Origin of the sequence: Nostoc sp. (assembly GCF_036919615.1) — a bacterium.
Lineage (GTDB): Bacteria > Cyanobacteriota > Cyanobacteriia > Cyanobacteriales > Nostocaceae > Nostoc.
In genome coordinates this window covers 25,486-46,432 of sequence record NZ_JBALCN010000044.1, presented here as the reverse complement: position 1 = coordinate 46,432, position 20,947 = coordinate 25,486, and the positions used below count along the sequence as shown (strand labels likewise).

The following is a 20,947-nucleotide window of genomic DNA, read 5'->3' as shown; positions in this document are numbered from 1 at the left end:
CCTTTGTCATTGGTCTTTTGACTAATGACTAATAAATAACTAATAACTAATGGCTAATCACTAATAACCAATGACTAATGATAAGCAGCTACATGTCTACACCAAAGAAAATCAGTATACTTTGCAAAGACTGATTAGAGCGATCGCGCTTTCTGAAGGTCAATTTGCCCTGATTTTAGTTCGATGCAACTATGGGCAATTACGTGAGCAAATGTTAGAGAATATTCGCTCGATCACCAAAGACATCAACTTTAGAGAAATCGTTCTCAATCCATCGACTACTTCCTTACACAACACAATAATCTCAGAACTATCTTTAGATAATCCTGCCGTCCTTACAGACTCTTTGCCATCTGCTGTGATGATTTTCGGTATTGAGTCAATTATCGACCTGGAAAACTTACTTACAGTCCTCAACCAAGCACGAGATATCTATGCCGCGACTTTTCCATTTCCAGTAGTGTTATGGCTACAAGATGAAGTGGCATCATTGCTTTCAAGATTAGCGCCTGATTTCAAAAGCTGGGCTGCAACCACTATTAAATTTGAAATGACCAAAGCAGATTTAATTGCTTTGATCCATCAAGAGGCAGAATCTCTATTTGCCAAAGTTTTAGAAGCAGGTGCTGAAACATTTTTATCTAATGCCTCTCTAAATTTAGATCCTAAGTCCCAACACCGCCACGAAATAGAATCAGCCCGTAATGATTTACTGCGCCTCTATGGCGTTCAACTAACACCAGGATTAGAAGCTAGTTTAGAATTTGTGTTGGGGCGAGATAAATACGCCAATGATCAAATTAATGGTGCTTTAGCCAATTATCAAAGAAGCCTAGCGTTATGGCAGCAGGAAACCAAGAGAGTAGCAGAGTTGGAGAGTAATTCTTCTTTCCCCGTTTCATCTCCTCACCCTACCCCACCCTCGTCTTTACTCAAGCAAGCAATAGTACTATTCCAACTGGGGCTGTGTTATCACCGAATGGCAGACTTATACCATAATACTAGTAGCTATTGCGAACATGCTCTGTTGTGGTTTAAACAATGCTTGCAGCTATTGGAAGAGGTACAAAGAGAAGACTTAGTTGCTAAATTTATTTTGCCTGCTTGTGAAATGCTGCAACGCTTACAAGCCTGGGATGATTTAAAAGAATTAGCTCAAAAGTCATTAAATCTACATAAAACTTATGGAACTCCAGCACAAATTGCTCAAAATTATGGCTTTTTGGCAAATGTGGCGGCTTCTGAGTCGAATTGGGTACTGGCTCATGAATTAGCGAATACAGCACTTTCTATCTCCGAAGAAGCAACAGAAATTTCTCTACGAGACGCTTTGCGAACACGACGACAAGAAAGTTGGTATCTTCTCTTGCTAGCACGTACACAGAGGCATCTGGGTGAGTCGGAGGAGGCTATCAATAATCTGGAATGGGCGAGGGTAGTTTGTGAGCTACAACATCAGCCATCACTTTACTTAGAGATTTTAGAAGAACTGCGATCGCTTTACTTTTTTGAGCGTCATGACTATACAGAAGCCTTTAAGCTGAAGCAAGAAAAAATTCAAATAGAACATCAGTATGGCTTTCGTGCCTTTATTGGGGCAAGTCAATTGCAGCCGCAACGCCCCAGAATTAACCCAGTACTGGAACCTCACAAAATACCCTTTATTTCTGAGGAAATTGCCCTAGAAATATCTGCTTCTGGACGACAACAAGATGTCAATCGCTTAATTGAAAGAATTAGCCGCGCTGACTACAAACTCACAGTAATTTATGGGCCATCAGGTGTAGGCAAAAGTTCAACTCTCAAAGCTGGTTTAGTCCCAGCACTAAAGGGAAAACCTATTGGTGAACGCATTCCTATACCTATTGTTTTGTCTGTTTATACTGATTGGATGACAATCTTGATAAGCAGTATAAACCAAGCATTGGCATACACAGGAATATCAGTTAGTCTTGACTCTACACCTACTATCCTGCTAGAAAAAATTCGGTTAGTATCTGAGCACAATTATACAATAATTATTATATTAGATCAGTTTGAAGAATTTTTCTTTGTTAGTAATCCTCCCACACAAAGAAGAGAGTTTTATAAATTTTTTACGGAATGTTTAAATATTTCATTTGTCAAAATTATTCTTTCATTAAGAGAAGATTATTTACATCATTTATTAGAATTTGAACGTTTGAGCCAGAAAAATATTATTGGATTATATGATTTAGGAGTAATCAATAAAAATATTCTCGATAAGGACATTCGCTACTATTTAGGAAAATTCTCTAGCCAGGATGCTAAAGCCATAATTCACAGTCTTACTCAACGTTCACATTATGAACTGAGTGATGAATTAATTAACAAATTAGTCCAGGATTTGACAGGAGAACTAGACGAAGTACATCCAATTGAATTACAAATAGTTGGTGCTCAACTACAAATAGAAAACATTACCACACTCGGAGAATATAAGCTTTGCGGTGGTTCGGCAAAATTGGTGGAACGCTGGCTTGGGGAAGTTATCAAAGACTGCGGTCAAGCAAACGAAGAGTTAAGTTGGAAATTATTATTTGAGTTAACTGATGAAAAGGGAACACGCCCGTTAAAAACTAAAGCTGATTTAGCTGCTGCATTAGTTAATAATCATCAGCTAGATACAATATCAAGCTTTGACACAGTTGGGGAACTAATTTTAGAAATATTGGTGGGTTCATGTTTGGTGTTGCGAGTTAGAGAAGAGTTAAGCGATCGCTACCAGCTAGTTCACGATTATTTAGTTGAACCAATTCGCCAAAAAAACAATTATGGCATGGTCGCCGAATTAGAAAAAGTCAAACTAGAAAAAACTAGAGCTGAAGTAGCCCAAAAATTTAGTCAAAAGCAACTCAATTTGGTATTACAACAGCGGCTGCGAGAAGCAAGGATAGCAGGCGCAATCCTGGCAATTATGGGGGGAACAATTGCAGCATTATGGTGGCAAGCCGACTTGCAAAAAAGAGCAGCAATTCGCCAAAGTCTACGAGCTGAACGCAGTGAAACTAACTTTAAAATTAGTGCGATCGCTGCTGCTAGCGAAGCTTTGTTTGCGTCTAATAAAGAGTTTGATGCCCTATTAGAAAGTTTGCGGGCTTGGAGAGGACTTAAACAGGCAGATGGAGTGCAGCCAGATACCCGAATGCGGGTGGTGACAGCCATGCAACAGGCAGTTTATGGGGTAACGGAGGTTAACCGCTTAGAAGGGCACACTGATGTAGTCTGGGGAGTAACTTTCAGCCCAGATGGTCAGTTACTAGCGTCAGGTAGCCTAGATAAAACTGTGAAACTTTGGCGTCCTGACGGAACCTTACTCCAAACCCTCAAAGGTCACACTGATGCTGTTAATTGTGTCAGTTTTAGCCCTGATGGTCAAACCCTAGCCTCCGCCAGCCTCGACAAAACGGTGCAAATCTGGCACAAAAACCCGGTTACAGGCCAATTTGACCCTAAGCCATATAAAACCCTGAAAGGACATGGTGATTCAGGTGACAGCGTTAATTTCAGTCCTGATGGCGAGTTGTTAGCTACTGGCAGTAAGGATACAACAGTAAAACTCTGGCATAAAGACGGTAGCTTAATAAAAATACTGAGAGGACATCAAGGGTCGGTTAACTGGGTCAACTTCAGTCCCGATGGTCAATTCATCGCCTCCGCTAGCGACGACAAAACAGTGAAAATTTGGCGACGGGACGGTAGCCTCGTTACAACTTTGCAAGGACATAAGCAAGCTGTGACTGTAGCTGTTTTCAGCCCAGACGGTAAATTGTTGGCATCAACAGGTCTAGATAAGACAGTAAAACTTTGGCTCAGGGAAAGTAACAGCAATAAAGACGGTTTTGACTTTCGTTTTTACAAAACTTTACGACACCATAGCGATATAGTATGGAGTTTAAGCTTTAGTTCCGATAGTAAAAAGTTAGCTTCTGCAAGTGAAGACAAAACCATAAACCTCTGGAGTATCACTGGTACTTTACTCAGAACTTTCAAAGGACACAGTGATCGTGTTGTCAGCATCGCTTTCAGTCCAAATAACAAATTGCTGGCCTCAGGAAGTTATGACAAAAGTGTGAAATTATGGAGTTTAGATGTCCCAACACCATCTATTCTTCAAGGGCATCGAAAGCAAGTTTTGAGCGTTGCTTGGAGTCCCGATGGTCGGATGCTAGCTTCTGGTAGTAGCGATCGCACTGTCAAACTTTGGCAACAGTACAGCAGTAATGGCGAGGTCAAAACCCGACTTTACAAAACTTTAGTGGGGCACACAAATAGAGTTTCTAGTGTCAGTTTTGACCCCAAAGGTGAAATCCTGGCCTCAGGAAGTTATGACAAAACAGTTAAACTTTGGCGGCTTGACGGTACTTTAATCATGACTCTCTACGGACATAGCGATAGTGTGATGAGCGTGAATTTCAGTCCTGATGGTCAGTTTTTGGCATCAGCTAGCAAAGATAAAACAGTAAAACTTTGGAACCGTGAGGGCAAATTACTCAAAACCCTAGTGGGACATCAGGATTCGGTAAATAGCGTAAACTTCAGCCATGATAGTCAGGTTTTAGCCTCTGCCAGTGATGACCAAACTGTTAAACTTTGGCAACGGGATGGTACATTGTTAAAAACTTTCTCACCCCATGACAGCTGGGTGACAGGTGTCAGCTTTAGTCCTACTGATGAGTTACTGGCTTCTGCTAGCTGGGATAACACCGTAAAACTCTGGCGACGGGATGGGACGTTATTAAAAACCTTATTAAAAGGGTACAGCGATAGCGTCAATGCCGTGACTTTCAGTCCCAATGGTGAATTACTCGCCGCCGCCAGTTGGGACGGTACAGTAAAACTTTGGAGCAGTGACGGCAAATTAATTAAAAGTCTCAATGGGCATCGCGCTGGGGTATTAAGTGTCAGTTTTAGCCCAGATGGTCAAACATTAGCATCAGCTAGTGATGACAAGACGATAATTCTGTGGAATTTACATCTTGATGATCTGCTTGTTCGTGGTTGCGACTGGGTAGGCAATTACCTCAAGCACAACCGCAATCTTGAGGAGCGCGATCGCCTTCTTTGTGATGGCATAACCCATAGACCCTAGTGTCGCTATGCAAAATTCCAAATCACGCCCTGTTCAGTACCCTTCTTTTGACAAAGACCAAGGCAACGGCATGGCAAAGCCAGACACTCTCTACCAGACACGCAAGGGACGCGGACTCGTTGGCGCAGCCCAAGGTAGAGAAAAGGCTGCACTATCGGCAAAAGTTCCTGCTCCGACTTCTCTCTTGGCGGAGCATCTCTGGCTTTGCTCAAAATTCAAAATATGACGTACTAGATTAAACAGTTATTAGTTTCTTGGAAACTATGAATTATGAATTAAGAATTATGAATATAGATTGAAGCCTCAACAAGCAACCGCTCTTGGTTTAGCGGTTGATGAGGTGCTTAGAGTTGTGAATTCCGAGCTCGAAAATTATTTTCTAGCTAATCAGCCATGCCGGAGCGATCGCTCTGCAAAATCTCGTGGCTATTTTCTTCGGGAGCCTCTTGTGGCAAATTTGCTAAAAATGCTTGTAGTCTCATCCGCTCAATGTAAGGCCAGCCTCCTTCAGACTCAATATCTTTCAGTAGTGAGTAAAGTTGCCGACGGTTAACAGGCAAACTCTCTTGAAAAACCCCATCCCGGATCTCTCGGTGTAACTGCTCCAATTGCCGCAGTAAAGCCAAAAGAGCTACAGTATCGCCTTGAGAACCCTGAACTGCATCATACACCACGGTTGCGAGCGTTTGCAGTTTACAGGACAACTTCTCTGATTGAATATTTTTGTGATCGTTCATCCCACCCTTTCCGTATAAATGAGGCCAACTCAAATTTACCGAAGATTTTTAATTTTCCCTAGCTTGTCAGCCTAGATTTATTAGCTGTGATTCTAAACAAACAGTAAAGGAAACAGGACTTACGCAACTGGCACAATCGGTCTCGGTGCGGCAAAGCCGCACCTTCAATATCAACCAAGGTTAGTTGACGCTCATAATGAGGGTTTCAGCCGTCATTTTTGGAACTGGTAATCATCACCAAAGAGCGATCGCCGACGGCGGTTCCTGCGGGATCTTACTACAGCAGACTTCTCTTTTTGTCCCTACATCCCCTTACTTGCCCTAGTAGGGGGTGAATATAACTACATTTGTATCTTTATCAAAAGCAATTGCGATCGCTCCTAAAAGGGAGCGGTAAAGTTTAACATAGCCGACAACAGCAGCTAGATGTGATCAGGACGAGACTTTCTTGGATTTTGAGTACTTTGATTTTGAGTTAAAAAAAATCGTATGATCTGGCTGATTTCCCAATCAAACAATGGGCTGTATGTAGTGGCGTCACATACATGATACAAAAAGACTTGGGCGACGCTGCTTTTGCCATAGGCAAGAGCAAAGTGCGAAGCAGACTCCTCTCTTCGCACTCTTCGAGGCAAGCATTTATGCTGCTCTGTGTGGGGCTTACTCAGCCACCCGCCCAAATTTAACAAATGCCACCAACAGTAAAACTGCTGGTTCTTTGCTCCCCTAGTTACAAACATCCAAAATGGATGCAGTGTGCTACTTAGTCTGGGGTTTACACCCCAAGCTTAAGAGAACGACACGTTTAACTACGTTTAGCAACAGAAAAGTTTGAGCAGCGGCTGACAACCTAAACGCTCGGACACTTGCTTCAACTCTCTTAATCGGAGGAAAGCCGTGTCCGACCAAAGGTAGCTTTTCGCAGAGTAGCGGCTTCTCATCAGAGATCAAAGCTTCGATGCAGTTTTACAACTTAGATATTAATTTTTGAGATTGAGGTTGACCATGAGGTATCGCGCTTTAATTGTTGCATTCTTGGCTTTGTGCCTGGGGCTAATAACTGCTTGTAGTGATGCTCCTGCTAGTAGTAGTAGTAGAGATGTACTTACTTACGATCAAATTCGCGGCACTGGCTTGGCGAACAAATGCCCCCAACTCACAGAAACACGCCGTGGTTCCATTCCCCTTAATTCTAGCCAGTCCTATGCCATCAAAGAACTTTGCTTGGAACCAACTAGCTTCTTCATCAAAGAAGAACCTGCTAATAAACGCCAAGAAGCAGAATTTGTTGCTGGCAAATTGTTGACCAGATACACTTCCACCATTGATCAAGTGCAAGGCAACCTAAAAATCAACTCAGATAATAGCCTGACCTTTGTGGAAACTGATGGTCTTGACTTCCAAGCCATCACTGTGCAACTTCCTGGTGGTGAGCGAGTACCTTTCCTGTTCACCATCAAAAACTTGGTTGCTCAAACACAACCTAGTTTGACCAGTATTAACACCTCCACGGACTTTGAAGGCACTTTCAAAGTTCCTTCCTATCGTGGTGCTGCCTTCCTCGATCCCAAAGGTCGTGGTGTCGTCAGTGGCTATGATAATGCCGTGGCTCTCCCTGCCCAAGCAGATGATGAAGAACTTACCCGCACTAACGTCAAGCGTGCTGAAAATCTTAATGGCAAGATTTCTCTGCAAATCGCTAAAATAGATGGTTCTAGTGGGGAAATTGCTGGTACTTTCGAGAGCGAACAGCCATCTGATACAGACTTAGGTGCTGGCGAACCTAAAGAAGTCAAGATTCGCGGTCTATTTTATGGACGGGTTGAACCGAGTCGTGGCTAAATCCTCTTAAATAAGGGACTGACAACAAATAAATTATCCAATCTTGTGGGGTGGACCGAAAAGTCCGCCCTTGGCTACGGGCGCTCGTGTCGCCCACCCCACAAGAAGTAATTGAGTATTTTTTTATTTGTCCAGTCCCTAACCCAACTGACTGGCACTTAGAACGACAATTTTGTAAATATCAGACTTGATCACAAAAGTTAACTTATTTACCTTCTTTTTTCAGGAGGGTTGATAGGTTTTTTACAAAGATGGGGAAAAGTGAAAGCCGAGCAAAATTGTCGGCGAAATAACCCTTGCAATTGGGAATAGTCTGATACCTCGGTCTTGTGGGTGACTTGATTCATCCCTTTAACCTTTTCCCTTTCATTAAAAGACTATAGACTTAAGTACAGAAAAGGGCAAGATGCCCTTTTATTATTGGTTTGCGTAAAGATACGTATTACTTTTTAAATATTATTAGTAATTTTTAAAGATTGAATAAACCCAGTTGAATGGACACGTAATTTTACTGTAAATCCAACTTTTGCTGATTCAACAAGATTGCAACTAGTGTTGTTTTATTTCTCTAAATTAATTTCACTATTAATTAATTCAAATTAAGTACAATCTCGGTTTGATATTTAGTAATTAATTTTATATTTTATTTGTATGTAGTTTTCAAAAAAGCTACAGATCATACCAAACATAAATAATAAACTCAATCCCGATTTCACCCATTTAAATTTTGCTCGATTATCAAGCAACCTATGGAATTTTTTCTATAAAAACCTTGTTATATACCATAGTATTTGCTATGACATATAGCGCGATATTGTCTTTGATATCGTGCGATCGCAGCTAAGTTTAAAAATGAGTAATTGGTTGTTGATTTACTCAATAAATACGGTGCTATGCCTACCACAGTCACCAATGAGCTTAAACATGAAATTTGGCAGTTGTTGCGAGAATATCAGCAATCTCCGTCAGAAAAAGTCCGCAATCAACTGGTAAAACTCAATTTTGGGCTTGTGAGAAAAGAAGCTCACTACTGGACGAATCAATGTCATGAAACCTACGATGATTTGCTCCAGGTTGGATGTTTAGGTTTAATCAGAGCTATTGAAAAATTTGAACTTTCCAAGGGACATGCCTTTAGTTCCTATGCTCTTCCCTATATTCGGGGTGAAATTCAACACTATCTCCGAGATAAAGGTGTCACCGTGCGAATTCCTCGGAAGTGGTTAGCACTACAACAGCAAGCAATAGGAGTTTCACGTTCTTGGCGGGAAAAACATAATCGCCAACCAACAGACTCGGAATTAGCAACAGCACTGGAAATTTCTGCAAACGAATGGCAAGAAATTAAATTAGCATGGATCAATCGCGCTCCCTTGAGTCTCGATGTACCAGTCCAAGACGGAGAAGAAGGCTCTACCTGTTTGGGAGAATTAGTTCCAGATCCTCACTATCGCAGCTTTCAACTAGCACAAGAAGACCAACTTCGCTTACAACAAGCATTGGTTCAGCTAGAAAAACGTACCCGCGATGTGTTGGAATGTGTGTTTTTGCAAGATTTGACACAAAAACAAGTTGCAGAACATCTAGGAATCAGTGTAGTAACGGTTTCCCGTAGAGTCAAGAAAGGCCTGGATTTGATGAAACAGCTTATGGGTGTGGCAGAAGATTGACTGCAAATAAATACCAATCCGCAGTTATGCTGTGTAGGCAGTGCTATAAATAACCCTTGAAATGTAAAAAATTAGGTTATAAAGGGAACATACTTTGCCTTTGATCCAAATTTCAGGCATGTTGATTTCCACTTTTCAATTTTCCAATGGCTTTTGAGAACAGCTCATGGGCAGAAATTTAAAAATTACAATTGCAGCTATTTTAACTTTAGCGATCGCTGGATGTGCTTCTGAAGATACACAACAAGCCATCAATCCTGCGCCGATTCCCAAAATAGCAGCAAAGTCGCCAGCAGCTCAATCCTTTAACAATCCAGTGATAGCTGCCAAACAGGTTTCACAACTTACTCCTGCATCTGTTAACTTGATTCAATCCACTAATGCTACAGAACGGGCACGGATAGTTGTACTATCAAAAGATCGAAGTGACCCCTTTACACAACTTTTCGGGCAGATGGTTCCCGGAATGTCTAAAACATTTGGAAGACCTGTTCCCGTATTGCCTAAGCTACCTACTGCATCACTAGCAGGACGAAAACTTCCAACACGCATAGCTTTAAACAGACCTGTTCCCGTATCGCCTAAGCTACCTACTGCATCACTAGCAGGACGAAAACTTCCAACACGCAGCATAGCTAAAAAAGTCAATCCTACCTTGACTTCAGTCTTGCCTAAGGTTTTGCCTCAAGTTGTTCCCAACCCCACTTTAGTATCTGTATTGCCACCACCAGCACAACCTGAGTTAGCAAGGGCAGTGCTTGTGACTGGTGTAGTTCTAATTAGTAAGGAACCACAGGCGATTATCAAAGTACCGGATGAGCCGACGAGTCGCTATGTGCAGGCGGGACAGCGATTAGCAAATGGCGTACTGATTAAACGTATTGAAATGAATCAGGGCTACAATCCCATCGTGATTCTGGAACAATATGGTATTGAAGTTGCCAAAATGGTAGGCGAAGGGGCCGTCAATTCAACACCGTCAGCTGCATCTGCTAGCGGCAATCCTATTTCAGTGACAACGCCCCCCTCAAATCCTTCTAATCTGGGAGCTTCATAAAGATGGAGACTAAGGAAAAAATTGAATTCGCTGGTTTGCCTTTAGCAGTCTATAGAGAAATAGCAGCTCATTTACATCAAGTCGAAGGTGTAGAAGTGGATTTAATTCCCCAGTCATCCCAACAGTTTGATTACAATCAAAGTCAAATTGGTGGTTTGTCGATCTCGTGGACAGCAAACTCCGGTTCAGAAAATCGGCAACGAGTTAACCAAATTTTGGCTTACTATCGAAATCGCTATATGAATCCCATTTGATTTCGTTCAAATCGAAGCCTCAGATTCCCGATTTCTCAGAGAAGTCGGGAATTTTGTTGTTTATGAATAATTAAGTAGGATTATGGTTTATCACGACTCCATACTAATTCTTTGTGAAACTGCACAAAATCAAGCTTATGTAAAGAGTTACCTTTTATAAACTGCTTCCATCACAGCTGCTCAAAGATTTCTCTCTCACAATATTGATAAACTTCTTGCCCTTGTAAAATGAAACAGCCCTGTCCGTAGGGGTACAGTGATTTGAAATTTTTAATTGGAGCAAAGTGACTTTGACTACTACTGTCTTTTTAGAAAACATCTACAAGTTTTACAACAATGTACCTGTAGTCAATGACCTGTCATTCAAAACTGACAACCCATTATATGGATCAGGTCGAATTTTTGGGCGATGCCTTTGGCTCTACCAAGCCAGGACGCATCGTATTATGGATAGCGGTAAGCTGATTTGTTTGGGAACTTTACAACAGATGCGTTCTGCTCACGTGAAAGTTTGGTAATGAAACAATTAGGTGTGTCTGAAGTGGGAAGTGATCGCGCCCGTTGCTGGGAATATTTGTTTTTCCCATCCCTGGAAGCAGCAAATGTCTACTTGAATGAACAGCCCGATAAAACCAGAATGATGGTGTGTCCCTGTAACCTGGAAGATATTTTTGTGGAATTAACGGGACACCAGTTAGATTAACCTCATCCTCCTAACTGTCGCAGCATGGCTTCTACCCTATTGACGCCATCTGAGTCATTGCGCCGCTTGTACAAGTCACGGGCTTTCTGAAGCAAGCTGTTCGCTTGTTTGGTTTGTCGTCGCTGTTTATACATCGAACCCATCAACTCATAAGTCTGAGCGTTATTTTTATCCAAGCTGATTGCCTGCTCGTATGCCCAGGTAGCTGCACCATAGTCTCCCATACGAGATTGCGTCACAGCCAATCCTAAATAGGCGTTAACATTGTTACGGTTCAGCTGTATGGCCCGACGGTAGCCTTCCTTTGCCCCAGGCGTATCGCCCAAATTCGCTTTGATGTAACCCACAGCGTAGTAAAAATCACTATTATTAGGGTTGATGGCGATCGCCCGACGATAAGCTGTTAATGCCGCCTGGTAATTTCCCTGTTGAGCGTACAAGTAGCCAATACCTGAATGAATTTTAGCATTCTTGGGATCTAGGCTAGCTGCTTGCTGATAAACAGCGATCGCACCACCATAATTGCCGGTATCCACTAACCTCCGTCCATCTTCTAGTAGTTGCTTTAATTGGGGGTTTTTGCCTTGCGCCACTAATACCTGAGCCTGAGCCACTGAAGGTATGCTGAAGGCAAAACATCCTAGTAACACCACACTAAACACAAATGATGTTGGCTTGTACACAGTAAAATTCCTGAAATTTTAGAGGACTTTTTTTCTTGTACATTAAAACAAAAAAATGGACTTTTGAAAACTGTATTTATTCGTATGAATTAAGATATTCATAGTTCATTCGCTATTTCCTCTACAATCAGTGCTATACCACAGAGTTTTTATTGAAAGATGAGGTGCGAGGTATAAATGCTGAAATGATTTTACCCTACATATAAATCAGGACAACACCAAAATTACACTCTTTATTATCAGTAGTTATACGTGTAAATCCTCAAAAACCAATAAGTGATACGCCAATCCGATAAATTATTGAATATTAATTACTATTGAGTATTTCATTTAAAAACTTGCTAACTGTGTATCCAATTTTTCCTTCTTTATACTACCTTTAGGGAAGGCGCACACTTTACTTGCGAGCAGTCGTTCTCTATCAATTGTCTAGATCATTTTTTGGTCATTACACGATAAAATAAATTCAAAAAGCAAAATGCTCCTTCAAATCCTGATTTATTTTTAGAACAATATTACAAATAAAAACGCAGTTGCAATGGCACTTCCTAACCTGCTGAAAGCGATCGCAGTCTAAAATTGTGTGAGAGTATGTTTATCAAACCTATCTCAACGCAGGCTAATTATGGATGTGTAAATTTATTTACACTGATTAGAGGATTTCAATAATAAATATTAACTTATATACTATCTGGGAGGCTAATTTATGATTATAACTACCACTGATGTGATTCAAGGAGCCGTTATTGAGTCATATTTAGGCATAGTAACAGCAGAAGTAGTTTATGGCAGCAATTTCTTGCGGGATTTTTTGGCTGGTATTCGAGATATTATTGGTGGACGCACTGGTAGCTATGAGCGTTTATTTGAGCAGGGTCAACGCAAGGCATTAGAAGAATTAGAACAACGAGCACAACGTTTAGGAGCAAATGCTGTGATTGGGATTGAAATTGATACTGGCACAATTAATATAGACCAGTCAGGAGTTTTATTACTGATTACTGCCACAGGCACCGCAGTCAAGATGCGTTAATATTTTAATGGTTGTCTAATTAATTTTTTTAGTATCTTTCGATCAGGTTTATAAACTTTTGTATAAAGTTGAATTTCCTATAGAATAAAAGCTGGGTTACGATAGCAGCTAATAACTGTATTGTAAATTAAAATTTGTTAAAGAAGTAAGTCTGTTTTTTCTCACCAAAGATAGATTTATTAAATATTTCTATTGATAGATATAAAAATAGATGATTTAGTTATTTAATTTTAAGCATAAACATGAATCTACCTGAGCAGTAACTTTGCTGAAACAGGATTGGAGAACATAAGCTATGTCATACGTAAATCGGACAGGTGATGACACTATTCCTACTGGGACTGTGGTAGCAGGCCGAGTAAGTGAATATCATGATCTTGTTCGCTGGGGGCCGATTATTTCTGGATTGTTGGTTTCCTTAGCCACTCAATTAATTTTGAGTGCTATAATTGGTGCGGTTGCGGCAGGCACAGTTGAAGGTTCAGGTGCACCCAGATCAATTGCCCCTAACGCTGCGGGTAATGCAGGGCTTTGGTCAACTATCGCTTTATTAATTTCCCTATTTACTGGTGGTTGGGTTACAGCTCGTGCTTGTGGGCCGATGAACCGCAATACAGCTCTTCTCAACGGCGCAATTCTTTGGGCAACGACTTTGGCAGTTAGCTCATGGCTGTTAGCAAGTGGAGTATCTGGTGCTTTTGGTGTTGCTGCTTCCAACGCTGGGGCAGTCATAAACCAGGTACAACAGCAAGGTGGTGTTAATGTACCACAAGCAAACATAAGTGCCCAACAAGCTCGTGATGCGGCAGCTAATTTACGTTCGGGATTGTGGTGGTTTGTGTTTGGTTCTTTGTTGGGTTTAATAGCCTCAATGATTGGAGCTGTAACTGGAACTCGTAGTCCCCGGACTAACAATTACAATCCTTAAAGAATTGTTTGACAAACAAAATTTTATCAACTTTAAAAGCACCTTGAAAAAAGGTGCTTTTTGTTTATTATTTCATGCTGACGTTTGTAGAGTCCAATTAATTCTGCCGTTGCTAAAACATGACTATCAATTGTTGCTAAAATTTTGCTTTTGTTAGCACCTGCTGCCAAACTTTTTATCTATGGCATAAAGTTGAAAAAAGTAGCGATGGATGCCACTGGGAGGACACAGACCACTGTAACCAAATTTGCCAAAATCGTTTTTGCCCTGTAGTCCGCCATTGGTTAAAGTTTTTAGAACTGCTATATATTCTGGTAATTGGCGAATTGTAAATAAGCAAAATTACCAATATATCTTATCTATTAATATCCTGCTTCTAAGCAACAAAAATGTTTCTTAGAAGCGGGATATTTTGCATGGCTATTTTTTCAAAGTCAATGAAACGAAAACTTCACTACTACAGTTCACCATTTCAGGTATGAAGCTTCAATTCCCTGCTCACGTCGAATTTTACCATCTTTTTCAAACCAGGAAATTAGTTGCTGTGCTGTCAAATCTTCAATAGCAACGCCGTACTCTTGAGCGATATACTTCAAAAGCTTAAGTGATGAAATTGTCAATCTTGTTAAAAACTTTTCTGGGGAAGACAACAAAGCTGCGTCTACTTTTGCTGACTCTTCCAGGGTTAAAAATTGTGCTGACGGTTGCTGTGGTAATACGTCCATAAACGCTATTTCAAACTTAGTTGGTTATTGATAATGGATAGTTGCTATTTAGCTATTATCCATTACCGAAGCTAGATGTAAAAGCGAGTTTATTTATCAGAATTTAGCTGGCGAGCTTGTACCAAATAGCCACAACGATGTTCGCCGTTGATAATCCAGTGGGTGCGTTCTACGGTACAATCAGGTAAGACGGCAGCAAACATTTCTAATTCGTGACCACAGATGCTGGGGAAAGACTCGGCAACGTTGGAAATAGCGCAGTTATGCTCCATTAAGATAAAGCGATCGCTCTCAAAGCAGTCATTCACATCAACAGGGTGATACTCCGCCATGAAGCCTTCTGCTTTTCTCAACTCTACTAAGTTAGCTACACGTTCTCGCAGTGAACCGCTACCGACGCGATCGCGGTATTCTAATGCTTTGCGCTCCCACTGTTTCTGTAAAATCGATTTGAATTGGTCGTGTCCCATCGTTTCGGCTAAGGTGTCTAGCAGCGAAACCGCAAAATGACCGTGGCCATCACCAAAGCGATCGCTCATTGTTCGGTGCAAGCGATCGCGTCCTTGATGACTCAGTTGATAAACGTGCTGTGGACGCCCCATCCCTGCCGCCTGCACTGTTGTCGAATACAAAACTAGCTCGTCCGTCTCCAAATCTTTGAGATGCCGACGAATCGCTTGAGGGGTAACGTCTAAAACTTCAGCTAGCTCTAAAGCCGTTGCTTTTTCGTGTTTGTGTAGATATTCTAGGATATCTTGCTTGGTTGAGGACTGGTGGGTAGTCGCCATCTTCTGGTGCCAGACGTTCAGCTAACGTCCCAAAAATTTCTTTGAAAATTTGACTTTGACAACATTGTTGTTGTTAATTTAGCGTAAAATGAAGATACATTAAACAACAGCTATGTTGTTTTACTCTCCACCCATATTCTAGCAGCCGTGTAACCATTCCGTAACGTGATATGGGAATCGGTTAGCCACAGCCCGTCTCCCATCCTCAAAGAGTTCTGAATACGAGAGATTATTACTGATGAGTGCCACTGCCAAAACCTTAGTCAACCAACCCTACAAGTACGGCTTTATTACCGATATTGAAGCCGACACTATTCCGCGTGGACTAGACGAGGACGTTGTTCGCTTAATCTCCTCTAAAAAGAACGAGCCGCAGTTCATGTTGGACTTTCGCCTCCGGGCTTATCGCCAGTGGCAAAAAATGACGGAACCAACTTGGCCGAATGTCAAGTATCCGCCAATTAATTATCAGGATATCATTTACTACTCAGCGCCGAAACGCAAGAAAGAAAAACTAAACAGTTTGGACGAAGTTGATCCAACCCTTTTAGAAACCTTCGAGAAGTTAGGCATTTCTCTATCTGAACAGAAACGACTGGCAAATGTTGCCGTCGATGCGATTTTCGATAGCGTCTCTGTTGCCACTACATTTAAAGAAAAGCTAGCGGAAGACGGCGTTATTTTCTGCTCGATTTCGGAAGCGCTGCAAGAACACCCAGAACTGATCAAAAAATATTTGGGTAGCGTTGTTCCTGTAGCTGACAACTACTTTGCCGCCTTGAACGCTGCCGTATTTAGCGATGGTTCCTTTGTCTACATTCCTAAAGGCGTTAAATGCCCAATGGAACTGTCTACCTACTTCCGCATCAACTCTGGTGATACGGGACAATTTGAGCGGACTTTGATTGTCGCCGAAGAAGGTAGTTATGTTTCTTACCTCGAAGGTTGCACCGCACCAATGTATGACAGCAACCAGCTGCACGCCGCCGTTGTGGAACTCGTCGCCCTCGACAACGCCGAAATTAAATACTCTACCGTGCAAAACTGGTACGCTGGAGATGCTAACGGTAAAGGCGGTATTTACAACTTTGTCACCAAACGCGGTTTGTGTCAGGGCGTAAATTCTAAGATTTCCTGGACTCAAGTAGAAACAGGTTCAGCAATTACTTGGAAATATCCCAGCTGTGTGTTGGTGGGTGATAACTCTGTGGGTGAGTTTTACTCGGTGGCGCTGACAAATCACATGCAGCAAGCCGATACTGGCAGTAAAATGATTCACGTAGGTAAGAATACTCGCAGTACAATTATTTCAAAAGGAATCTCCGCAGGAAAATCCAGCAATAGCTACCGGGGTTTGGTGAAAGTCAACCCGACGGCGATTGGGGCGAGAAATTATTCCCAGTGCGACTCAATGCTGATTGGGGATAATGCCCATGCGAACACTTTCCCCTACATTCAGGTGCAAAATAACGCTGCGAAGGTGGAGCATGAAGCTTCTACTTCTAAGATTGGGGAAGATCAGCTGTTCTACTTCGCTCAACGGGGTATTTCCTCAGAAGATGCAATTTCGATGATGATTAGCGGCTTCTGTAAGGATGTTTTTAATCAGCTACCGATGGAGTTTGCTGTGGAAGCTGATAAGTTGTTGAGTTTGAAGTTGGAAGGCAGTGTTGGATAGGGTTTCTAGTCAGCGCTTTAGTGCTGGAAAATCGTTACAAACTGAAAAAATTAACGCTTGTAGTCGGCGCTTTAGCGTTGATTAAAAGCGCTAAAGCGCCGACTACGAACCAAAAAAGAAGAGAGACAACATGATTATTGAAAATAGTGAAATTGTGCTGTCAGTAAGGGATCTGACGGCTAATGTTGATGGAACACCGATTCTTAAAGGTGTAAATCTTGAGGTGCGATCGGGTGAAATCCATGCGATTATGGGGCCGAATGGTTCTGGAAAAAGTACCTTTTCTAAGGTGTTGGCTGGGCATCCAGCCTATGAGGTGACTGGCGGTGAGGTAATTTTCCAGGGGCAAAATCTCCTAGAATTGGAACCGGAGGAACGAGCCAGAAGTGGTGTGTTTTTAGCGTTTCAGTATCCGTTAGAAATTCCGGGTGTGAGCAATTTGGATTTCTTACGGGTGGCGTACAATTCCCGTCGTAAGGCGCAAGGTTTAGAGGAAATAGACGCCTTTGATTTTGACGATTTGATTGAGGAAAAGCTGGATGTGGTGAAGATGAATTCCAGTTTTCTCAGTCGGAGTTTGAATGAAGGGTTTTCTGGTGGCGAGAAAAAGCGGAATGAAATTCTGCAAATGGCGTTGCTGGAACCAAAGTTAGGAATTTTGGATGAGACTGATTCGGGTTTGGATATTGACGCGCTCAGAATTGTGGCCAATGGAGTAAATCAACTGGCAAGTCCTGAAAATGCCACAATTTTGATTACCCACTACCAGCGGTTACTCGATTATATTGTGCCTGATTTCGTGCATGTGATGGCACAAGGGCAGATTATCACCAGTGGTGGTAAGGAACTGGCACTAAAATTGGAGTCTCGCGGTTATGATTGGGTGCTGGAAGAGTTTGCAGCCGAGGTGGGTGTGTAATGAGTATTCAAGTGTCTCCCAGTCCAATTCCTAACTCAAATGCAGTCAGTTTGACATCGACTCTGTTAGATAGAGATGATTATCTGACTGGGTTGTTAAATCAAGTAACCGCAACGAAAACAGAAGGTTGGTTGCGGGAATTAGGCCAAAGTGCTGCTAATTGGGTACGCCACTCAATTATCCCGACTACCCGCGAGGAAGAATGGCGGTTTACTGATTTGTCGTCTTTGCGAAAGGTGCAATTTAATCTAGAGACGGGAAATTTGGCGTCTCTAGAATTTGATATTTTGCCAGAAGCGGCCAATAGTCGTTTAATATTTGTCAACGGCGTTTTTGCACAGGAGTTATCAGCAGTTACAGATTTACCGTCTGGAATTATGGTGAGTAATTTGGCTGGTTTGTCTGTGGTTGAGCAGGAGGGTGTACGGCAGTATTTAGCTCAAGCTGAGGGAGCGCAGGAAGTTTTTACTGCTCTGAATACGGCTGGGATAACTGATGCAGCTGTGGTGTGGGTGAAGAAGAATGTGGTAGTTGAAACGCCAATTCATTTGGTGTTTATTTCGGTTGAGGGGGAGATACCGACGATTTCGCAGCCGCGTTGTTTGGTGGTGGCGGAAAGTGGTTCACAGGTAAGTTTGGTTGAGGAATATACGAACCGCAGAGGCGCAGAGAGCGCAGAGAAAGAGGGAGTATATTTCACGAACGCGGTTACGGAAATTTGGGTTGGTGACAATGCTGAGGTTAATCACACTAGGGTTGAGCAAGAAGGTGCAGAGGCTTTTCATATTGGGAAGACTGCGATCGCTCAGGCTCGTGATAGTCGATATACTTGTCATGCCATAACTTTAGGTGGGAAGCTGTCACGGCACAATTTAGAAGTTTTGCAAACTGGTGAGCAGACAGAAACTACTCTCAATGGGTTGACGATGATTTACGGTAAGCAGTTGTCTGATACTCACAGTGCGATCGCACTAAATTATCCTCACGGTACAAGCGATCAATTGCATAAGTGTATTGTAGGCGATCGCGCTCATGCGGTGTTCAATGGTAAAGTTTTTGTACCCAAACCAGCACAGTTGACAAATGCAACCCAGTTGAATCGGAATTTGCTGCTATCATCGAAAGCCAGGGTTGATACTAAACCCCAATTGGAAATTACTGCCGATAATGTCAAATGCGCTCACGGTGCTACCGTTAGCCAATTAGAAGATGATGAAATATTCTATCTGCAAAGTCGGGGAATTGATGAAAACGATGCTCGGAAGTTGTTAGTTAACGCCTTCGCTGCTGAAGTCATCAATAAAATACCGATTCCCTCTCTGCGAGAAATCCTTTTAAACATAGTTAATAATCTTAAGTCCATATCGCCTGACTCTTGAGAAAATTTTAGATTTTAAATTTTGGATTTTGAATCTTCAATCCAAAATTCTGTGGAGTTAATCTAAAATCGTTCGACTGAGCGTAGCCGAAGTCCCAAATCCCAAATTGTTTGATTAATCTACCAATGACTTTCACTCCTACCAAAACCCTTGCTGATCAAGTTCGTGCTGACTTCCCGATTTTGCATCAAGAAGTCAATGATAAACCTTTAGTTTATCTTGATAATGCTGCAACATCGCAAAAGCCTTTGTTCGTATTAAATAGCCTGCAGGATTATTACGAGCAATATAATGCTAACGTGCATCGCGGTGCCCATTCCCTGAGTGCTAAAGCTACCGATGCTTATGAAGGGGCGCGAGACAAAGTTGCTAAATTCATTAATGCTGCATCACGTCAGGAAATCGTTTATACCCGCAATGCAAGTGAGGCAATTAACCTAGTAGCTTACAGCTGGGGAATGAACAATTTGCAGCCTGGGGATGAGATTATTCTCTCGGTGATGGAACACCATAGTAATATTGTGCCTTGGCAATTGGTGGCACAAAAAACAGGTGCAGTGCTGAAATTTGTGGAACTAACACCAGAAGAAACGTTTGATTTGGAACAGTTTAAAAAGCTGATTTCCGATAAAACCAAATTGGTGTCGGTGGTGCATATTTCCAATGCACTGGGTTGTATTAACCCAGTGCAAGAAATTGGTGTGATCTCTCACAAAATCGGTGCTAAATTCTTAGTTGATGCTTGCCAAAGTGTCCCTCACTTCCCGGTTGATGTGCAGCAGATAGATTGTGATTGGTTGGTAGCATCCGGTCATAAAATGTGCGCCCCAACTGGGATAGGATTTCTGTATGGCAAGTTGGAATTGCTAGAATCAATGCCACCATTTTTTGGTGGTGGTGAGATGATTGCAGAGGTATATTTAGACCATTCCACCTATGCAGAATTACCGCATAAATTTGAAGCTGGTACACCTGCAATTGGGGAAGCGATCGCACTTGGGGCTGCGATAGATTATCTTAGCAGTATCGGCATGGATAAAATCCACGCCTACGAAGCAGAATTAACAGCTTATTTGTTCCAACAATTAGAGCAGATTCCCCAAATTAGAATTTACGGCCCTAAACCAAATGCTAAAGGGGAAGGTAGGGCTGCACTTGCGTCATTCACCACCGAGGAAGTCCACGCTAACGATTTATCTACATTATTAGATCAAGAAGGCGTTGCCATCCGTTCTGGACACCACTGTACTCAACCATTACACCGTTACTTAGGTCTTGCTGCAACCGCACGAGCAAGTCTATCTTTCTACAATACCCGCCAGGAAATTGATATTTTCATCAAAGCACTGAAAGAAACTCTGGACTTTTTTGCGGGTTTCCTTGCTTAAAGTTACAAAATATTCAGACACTGATTGTGCCAAATATCAGCAACATATCT

17 protein-coding genes and 1 pseudogene are annotated in these 20,947 nt (G+C 42.0%); 13 read left to right on the top strand and 5 right to left on the bottom strand.

Translation table 11 applies throughout. The annotated features are described in order from the left end of the window. The first annotated feature begins 70 nt into the window (after window positions 1–70). Both V7K48_RS14350 and V7K48_RS14345 read left to right on the top strand, forming a co-directional pair. A complete protein-coding gene (locus V7K48_RS14350; RefSeq protein ID WP_335073463.1) occupies window positions 71–5,113 on the top strand; it encodes an nSTAND1 domain-containing NTPase in 5,043 nt (1,680 codons plus the stop codon). Window positions 5,114–5,120: 7 nt separating this feature from the next. Continuing rightward, window positions 5,121–5,339 carry a hypothetical protein gene (locus V7K48_RS14345; RefSeq protein ID WP_335073461.1) on the top strand — a complete coding sequence of 73 codons (219 nt, stop codon included), beginning with the start codon at window positions 5,121–5,123 and terminating at the stop codon, window positions 5,337–5,339. A 157-nt stretch (window positions 5,340–5,496) separates the two neighbouring features. Here V7K48_RS14345 and V7K48_RS14340 read toward each other — a convergent pair whose 3' ends face one another. Further along, entirely contained in the window at window positions 5,497–5,850 is a 354-nt protein-coding gene (locus tag V7K48_RS14340; protein ID WP_335073460.1) for a hypothetical protein, read from the bottom strand. Between the two features lie 1,005 nt (window positions 5,851–6,855). Between V7K48_RS14340 and V7K48_RS14335 the strand changes: the two genes are divergently transcribed. The 5 genes and pseudogenes from V7K48_RS14335 to V7K48_RS14315 form a co-directional block, all read left to right on the top strand. Continuing rightward, window positions 6,856–7,692: a photosystem II manganese-stabilizing polypeptide gene (locus V7K48_RS14335; protein ID WP_335073458.1), complete on the top strand. Its 837-nt coding sequence runs from the start codon at window positions 6,856–6,858 to the stop codon at window positions 7,690–7,692. An 893-nt stretch (window positions 7,693–8,585) separates the two neighbouring features. Next, entirely contained in the window at window positions 8,586–9,362 is a 777-nt protein-coding gene (locus V7K48_RS14330) for an RNA polymerase sigma factor SigF (RefSeq protein ID WP_335073500.1), read from the top strand. Between the two features lie 166 nt (window positions 9,363–9,528). Beyond that, on the top strand, window positions 9,529–10,419 hold the full coding sequence (locus V7K48_RS14325; RefSeq protein WP_335073456.1) for a hypothetical protein: 891 nt from the start codon (window positions 9,529–9,531) through the stop codon (window positions 10,417–10,419). 2 nt (window positions 10,420–10,421) lie between these two features. Beyond that, window positions 10,422–10,673, top strand: coding sequence for a hypothetical protein (locus tag V7K48_RS14320; protein ID WP_335073454.1), 252 nt, complete (start codon window positions 10,422–10,424; stop codon window positions 10,671–10,673). 369 nt (window positions 10,674–11,042) lie between these two features. Next, a pseudogene (locus V7K48_RS14315) lies at window positions 11,043–11,376 on the top strand (ABC transporter ATP-binding protein); the annotation flags it as partial. Between the two features lie 2 nt (window positions 11,377–11,378). Here V7K48_RS14315 and V7K48_RS14310 read toward each other — a convergent pair. Then, window positions 11,379–12,059 carry a tetratricopeptide repeat protein gene (locus tag V7K48_RS14310; protein ID WP_335073452.1) on the bottom strand — a complete coding sequence of 227 codons (681 nt, stop codon included), beginning with the start codon at window positions 12,057–12,059 and terminating at the stop codon, window positions 11,379–11,381. A 706-nt stretch (window positions 12,060–12,765) separates the two neighbouring features. On the opposite strand from V7K48_RS14310, the gene V7K48_RS14305 reads away from it, so the two are divergent. Both V7K48_RS14305 and V7K48_RS14300 read left to right on the top strand, forming a co-directional pair. Then, on the top strand, window positions 12,766–13,092 hold the full coding sequence (locus V7K48_RS14305) for a YbjQ family protein (RefSeq protein ID WP_109009512.1): 327 nt from the start codon (window positions 12,766–12,768) through the stop codon (window positions 13,090–13,092). A gap of 295 nt (window positions 13,093–13,387) precedes the next feature. Continuing rightward, a complete protein-coding gene (locus V7K48_RS14300; protein ID WP_335073450.1) occupies window positions 13,388–14,020 on the top strand; it encodes a hypothetical protein in 633 nt (210 codons plus the stop codon). Between the two features lie 153 nt (window positions 14,021–14,173). On the opposite strand, the gene V7K48_RS14295 is transcribed toward V7K48_RS14300, so the two are convergent. The 3 genes from V7K48_RS14295 to sufR all read right to left on the bottom strand — a co-directional run bounded on the left by V7K48_RS14295 (window position 14,174) and on the right by sufR (window position 15,533). Beyond that, window positions 14,174–14,326, bottom strand: coding sequence for a hypothetical protein (locus V7K48_RS14295; protein ID WP_335073498.1), 153 nt, complete (start codon window positions 14,324–14,326; stop codon window positions 14,174–14,176). Between the two features lie 158 nt (window positions 14,327–14,484). Then, window positions 14,485–14,745, bottom strand: a complete 261-nt coding sequence (locus V7K48_RS14290; protein WP_334724529.1) for a hypothetical protein — start codon at window positions 14,743–14,745, stop codon at window positions 14,485–14,487. A gap of 89 nt (window positions 14,746–14,834) precedes the next feature. Continuing rightward, window positions 14,835–15,533, bottom strand: coding sequence for an iron-sulfur cluster biosynthesis transcriptional regulator SufR (gene sufR, locus V7K48_RS14285; RefSeq protein WP_335073448.1), 699 nt, complete (start codon window positions 15,531–15,533; stop codon window positions 14,835–14,837). Window positions 15,534–15,771: 238 nt separating this feature from the next. Here sufR and sufB point away from each other — a divergent pair, with 238 nt between their 5' ends. The 4 genes from sufB (at window position 15,772) to V7K48_RS14265 (ending at window position 20,897) form a co-directional block, all read left to right on the top strand. Continuing rightward, a complete protein-coding gene (sufB, locus tag V7K48_RS14280; protein ID WP_335073446.1) occupies window positions 15,772–17,211 on the top strand; it encodes a Fe-S cluster assembly protein SufB in 1,440 nt (479 codons plus the stop codon). Between the two features lie 130 nt (window positions 17,212–17,341). Next, window positions 17,342–18,130 (top strand): Fe-S cluster assembly ATPase SufC, encoded by a 789-nt coding sequence (gene sufC / locus V7K48_RS14275; RefSeq protein WP_335073444.1) that lies wholly within the window; start codon window positions 17,342–17,344, stop codon window positions 18,128–18,130. Next, window positions 18,130–19,509 carry a Fe-S cluster assembly protein SufD gene (sufD, locus tag V7K48_RS14270; protein WP_335073442.1) on the top strand — a complete coding sequence of 460 codons (1,380 nt, stop codon included), beginning with the start codon at window positions 18,130–18,132 and terminating at the stop codon, window positions 19,507–19,509. The genes sufC and sufD overlap by 1 nt, the downstream gene beginning before the upstream one ends. A 125-nt stretch (window positions 19,510–19,634) precedes the next feature. Beyond that, the gene (locus V7K48_RS14265) at window positions 19,635–20,897 is read left to right on the top strand and encodes a cysteine desulfurase (protein WP_335073440.1); all 1,263 of its coding nucleotides are present in this window, start codon (window positions 19,635–19,637) and stop codon (window positions 20,895–20,897) included. The last annotated feature ends 50 nt before the right edge of the window (window positions 20,898–20,947 follow it).

Excerpts from the sequence above, each read along its gene's own strand:
- V7K48_RS14350 (WP_335073463.1), top strand. The coding sequence starts at position 71 with ATGACTAATGATAAGCAGCTACATGTCTACACCAAAGAAAATCAGTAT.
- V7K48_RS14345 (WP_335073461.1), top strand. The coding sequence starts at position 5,121 with ATGCAAAATTCCAAATCACGCCCTGTTCAGTACCCTTCTTTTGACAAA.
- V7K48_RS14340 (WP_335073460.1), bottom strand. The coding sequence starts at position 5,850 with ATGAACGATCACAAAAATATTCAATCAGAGAAGTTGTCCTGTAAACTG.
- V7K48_RS14335 (WP_335073458.1), top strand. The coding sequence starts at position 6,856 with ATGAGGTATCGCGCTTTAATTGTTGCATTCTTGGCTTTGTGCCTGGGG.
- V7K48_RS14330 (WP_335073500.1), top strand. The coding sequence starts at position 8,586 with ATGCCTACCACAGTCACCAATGAGCTTAAACATGAAATTTGGCAGTTG.
- V7K48_RS14325 (WP_335073456.1), top strand. The coding sequence starts at position 9,529 with ATGGGCAGAAATTTAAAAATTACAATTGCAGCTATTTTAACTTTAGCG.
- V7K48_RS14320 (WP_335073454.1), top strand. The coding sequence starts at position 10,422 with ATGGAGACTAAGGAAAAAATTGAATTCGCTGGTTTGCCTTTAGCAGTC.
- V7K48_RS14305 (WP_109009512.1), top strand. The coding sequence starts at position 12,766 with ATGATTATAACTACCACTGATGTGATTCAAGGAGCCGTTATTGAGTCA.
- V7K48_RS14300 (WP_335073450.1), top strand. The coding sequence starts at position 13,388 with ATGTCATACGTAAATCGGACAGGTGATGACACTATTCCTACTGGGACT.
- V7K48_RS14290 (WP_334724529.1), bottom strand. The coding sequence starts at position 14,745 with ATGGACGTATTACCACAGCAACCGTCAGCACAATTTTTAACCCTGGAA.
- sufR (WP_335073448.1), bottom strand. The coding sequence starts at position 15,533 with ATGGCGACTACCCACCAGTCCTCAACCAAGCAAGATATCCTAGAATAT.
- sufB (WP_335073446.1), top strand. The coding sequence starts at position 15,772 with ATGAGTGCCACTGCCAAAACCTTAGTCAACCAACCCTACAAGTACGGC.
- sufC (WP_335073444.1), top strand. The coding sequence starts at position 17,342 with ATGATTATTGAAAATAGTGAAATTGTGCTGTCAGTAAGGGATCTGACG.
- sufD (WP_335073442.1), top strand. The coding sequence starts at position 18,130 with ATGAGTATTCAAGTGTCTCCCAGTCCAATTCCTAACTCAAATGCAGTC.
- V7K48_RS14265 (WP_335073440.1), top strand. The coding sequence starts at position 19,635 with ATGACTTTCACTCCTACCAAAACCCTTGCTGATCAAGTTCGTGCTGAC.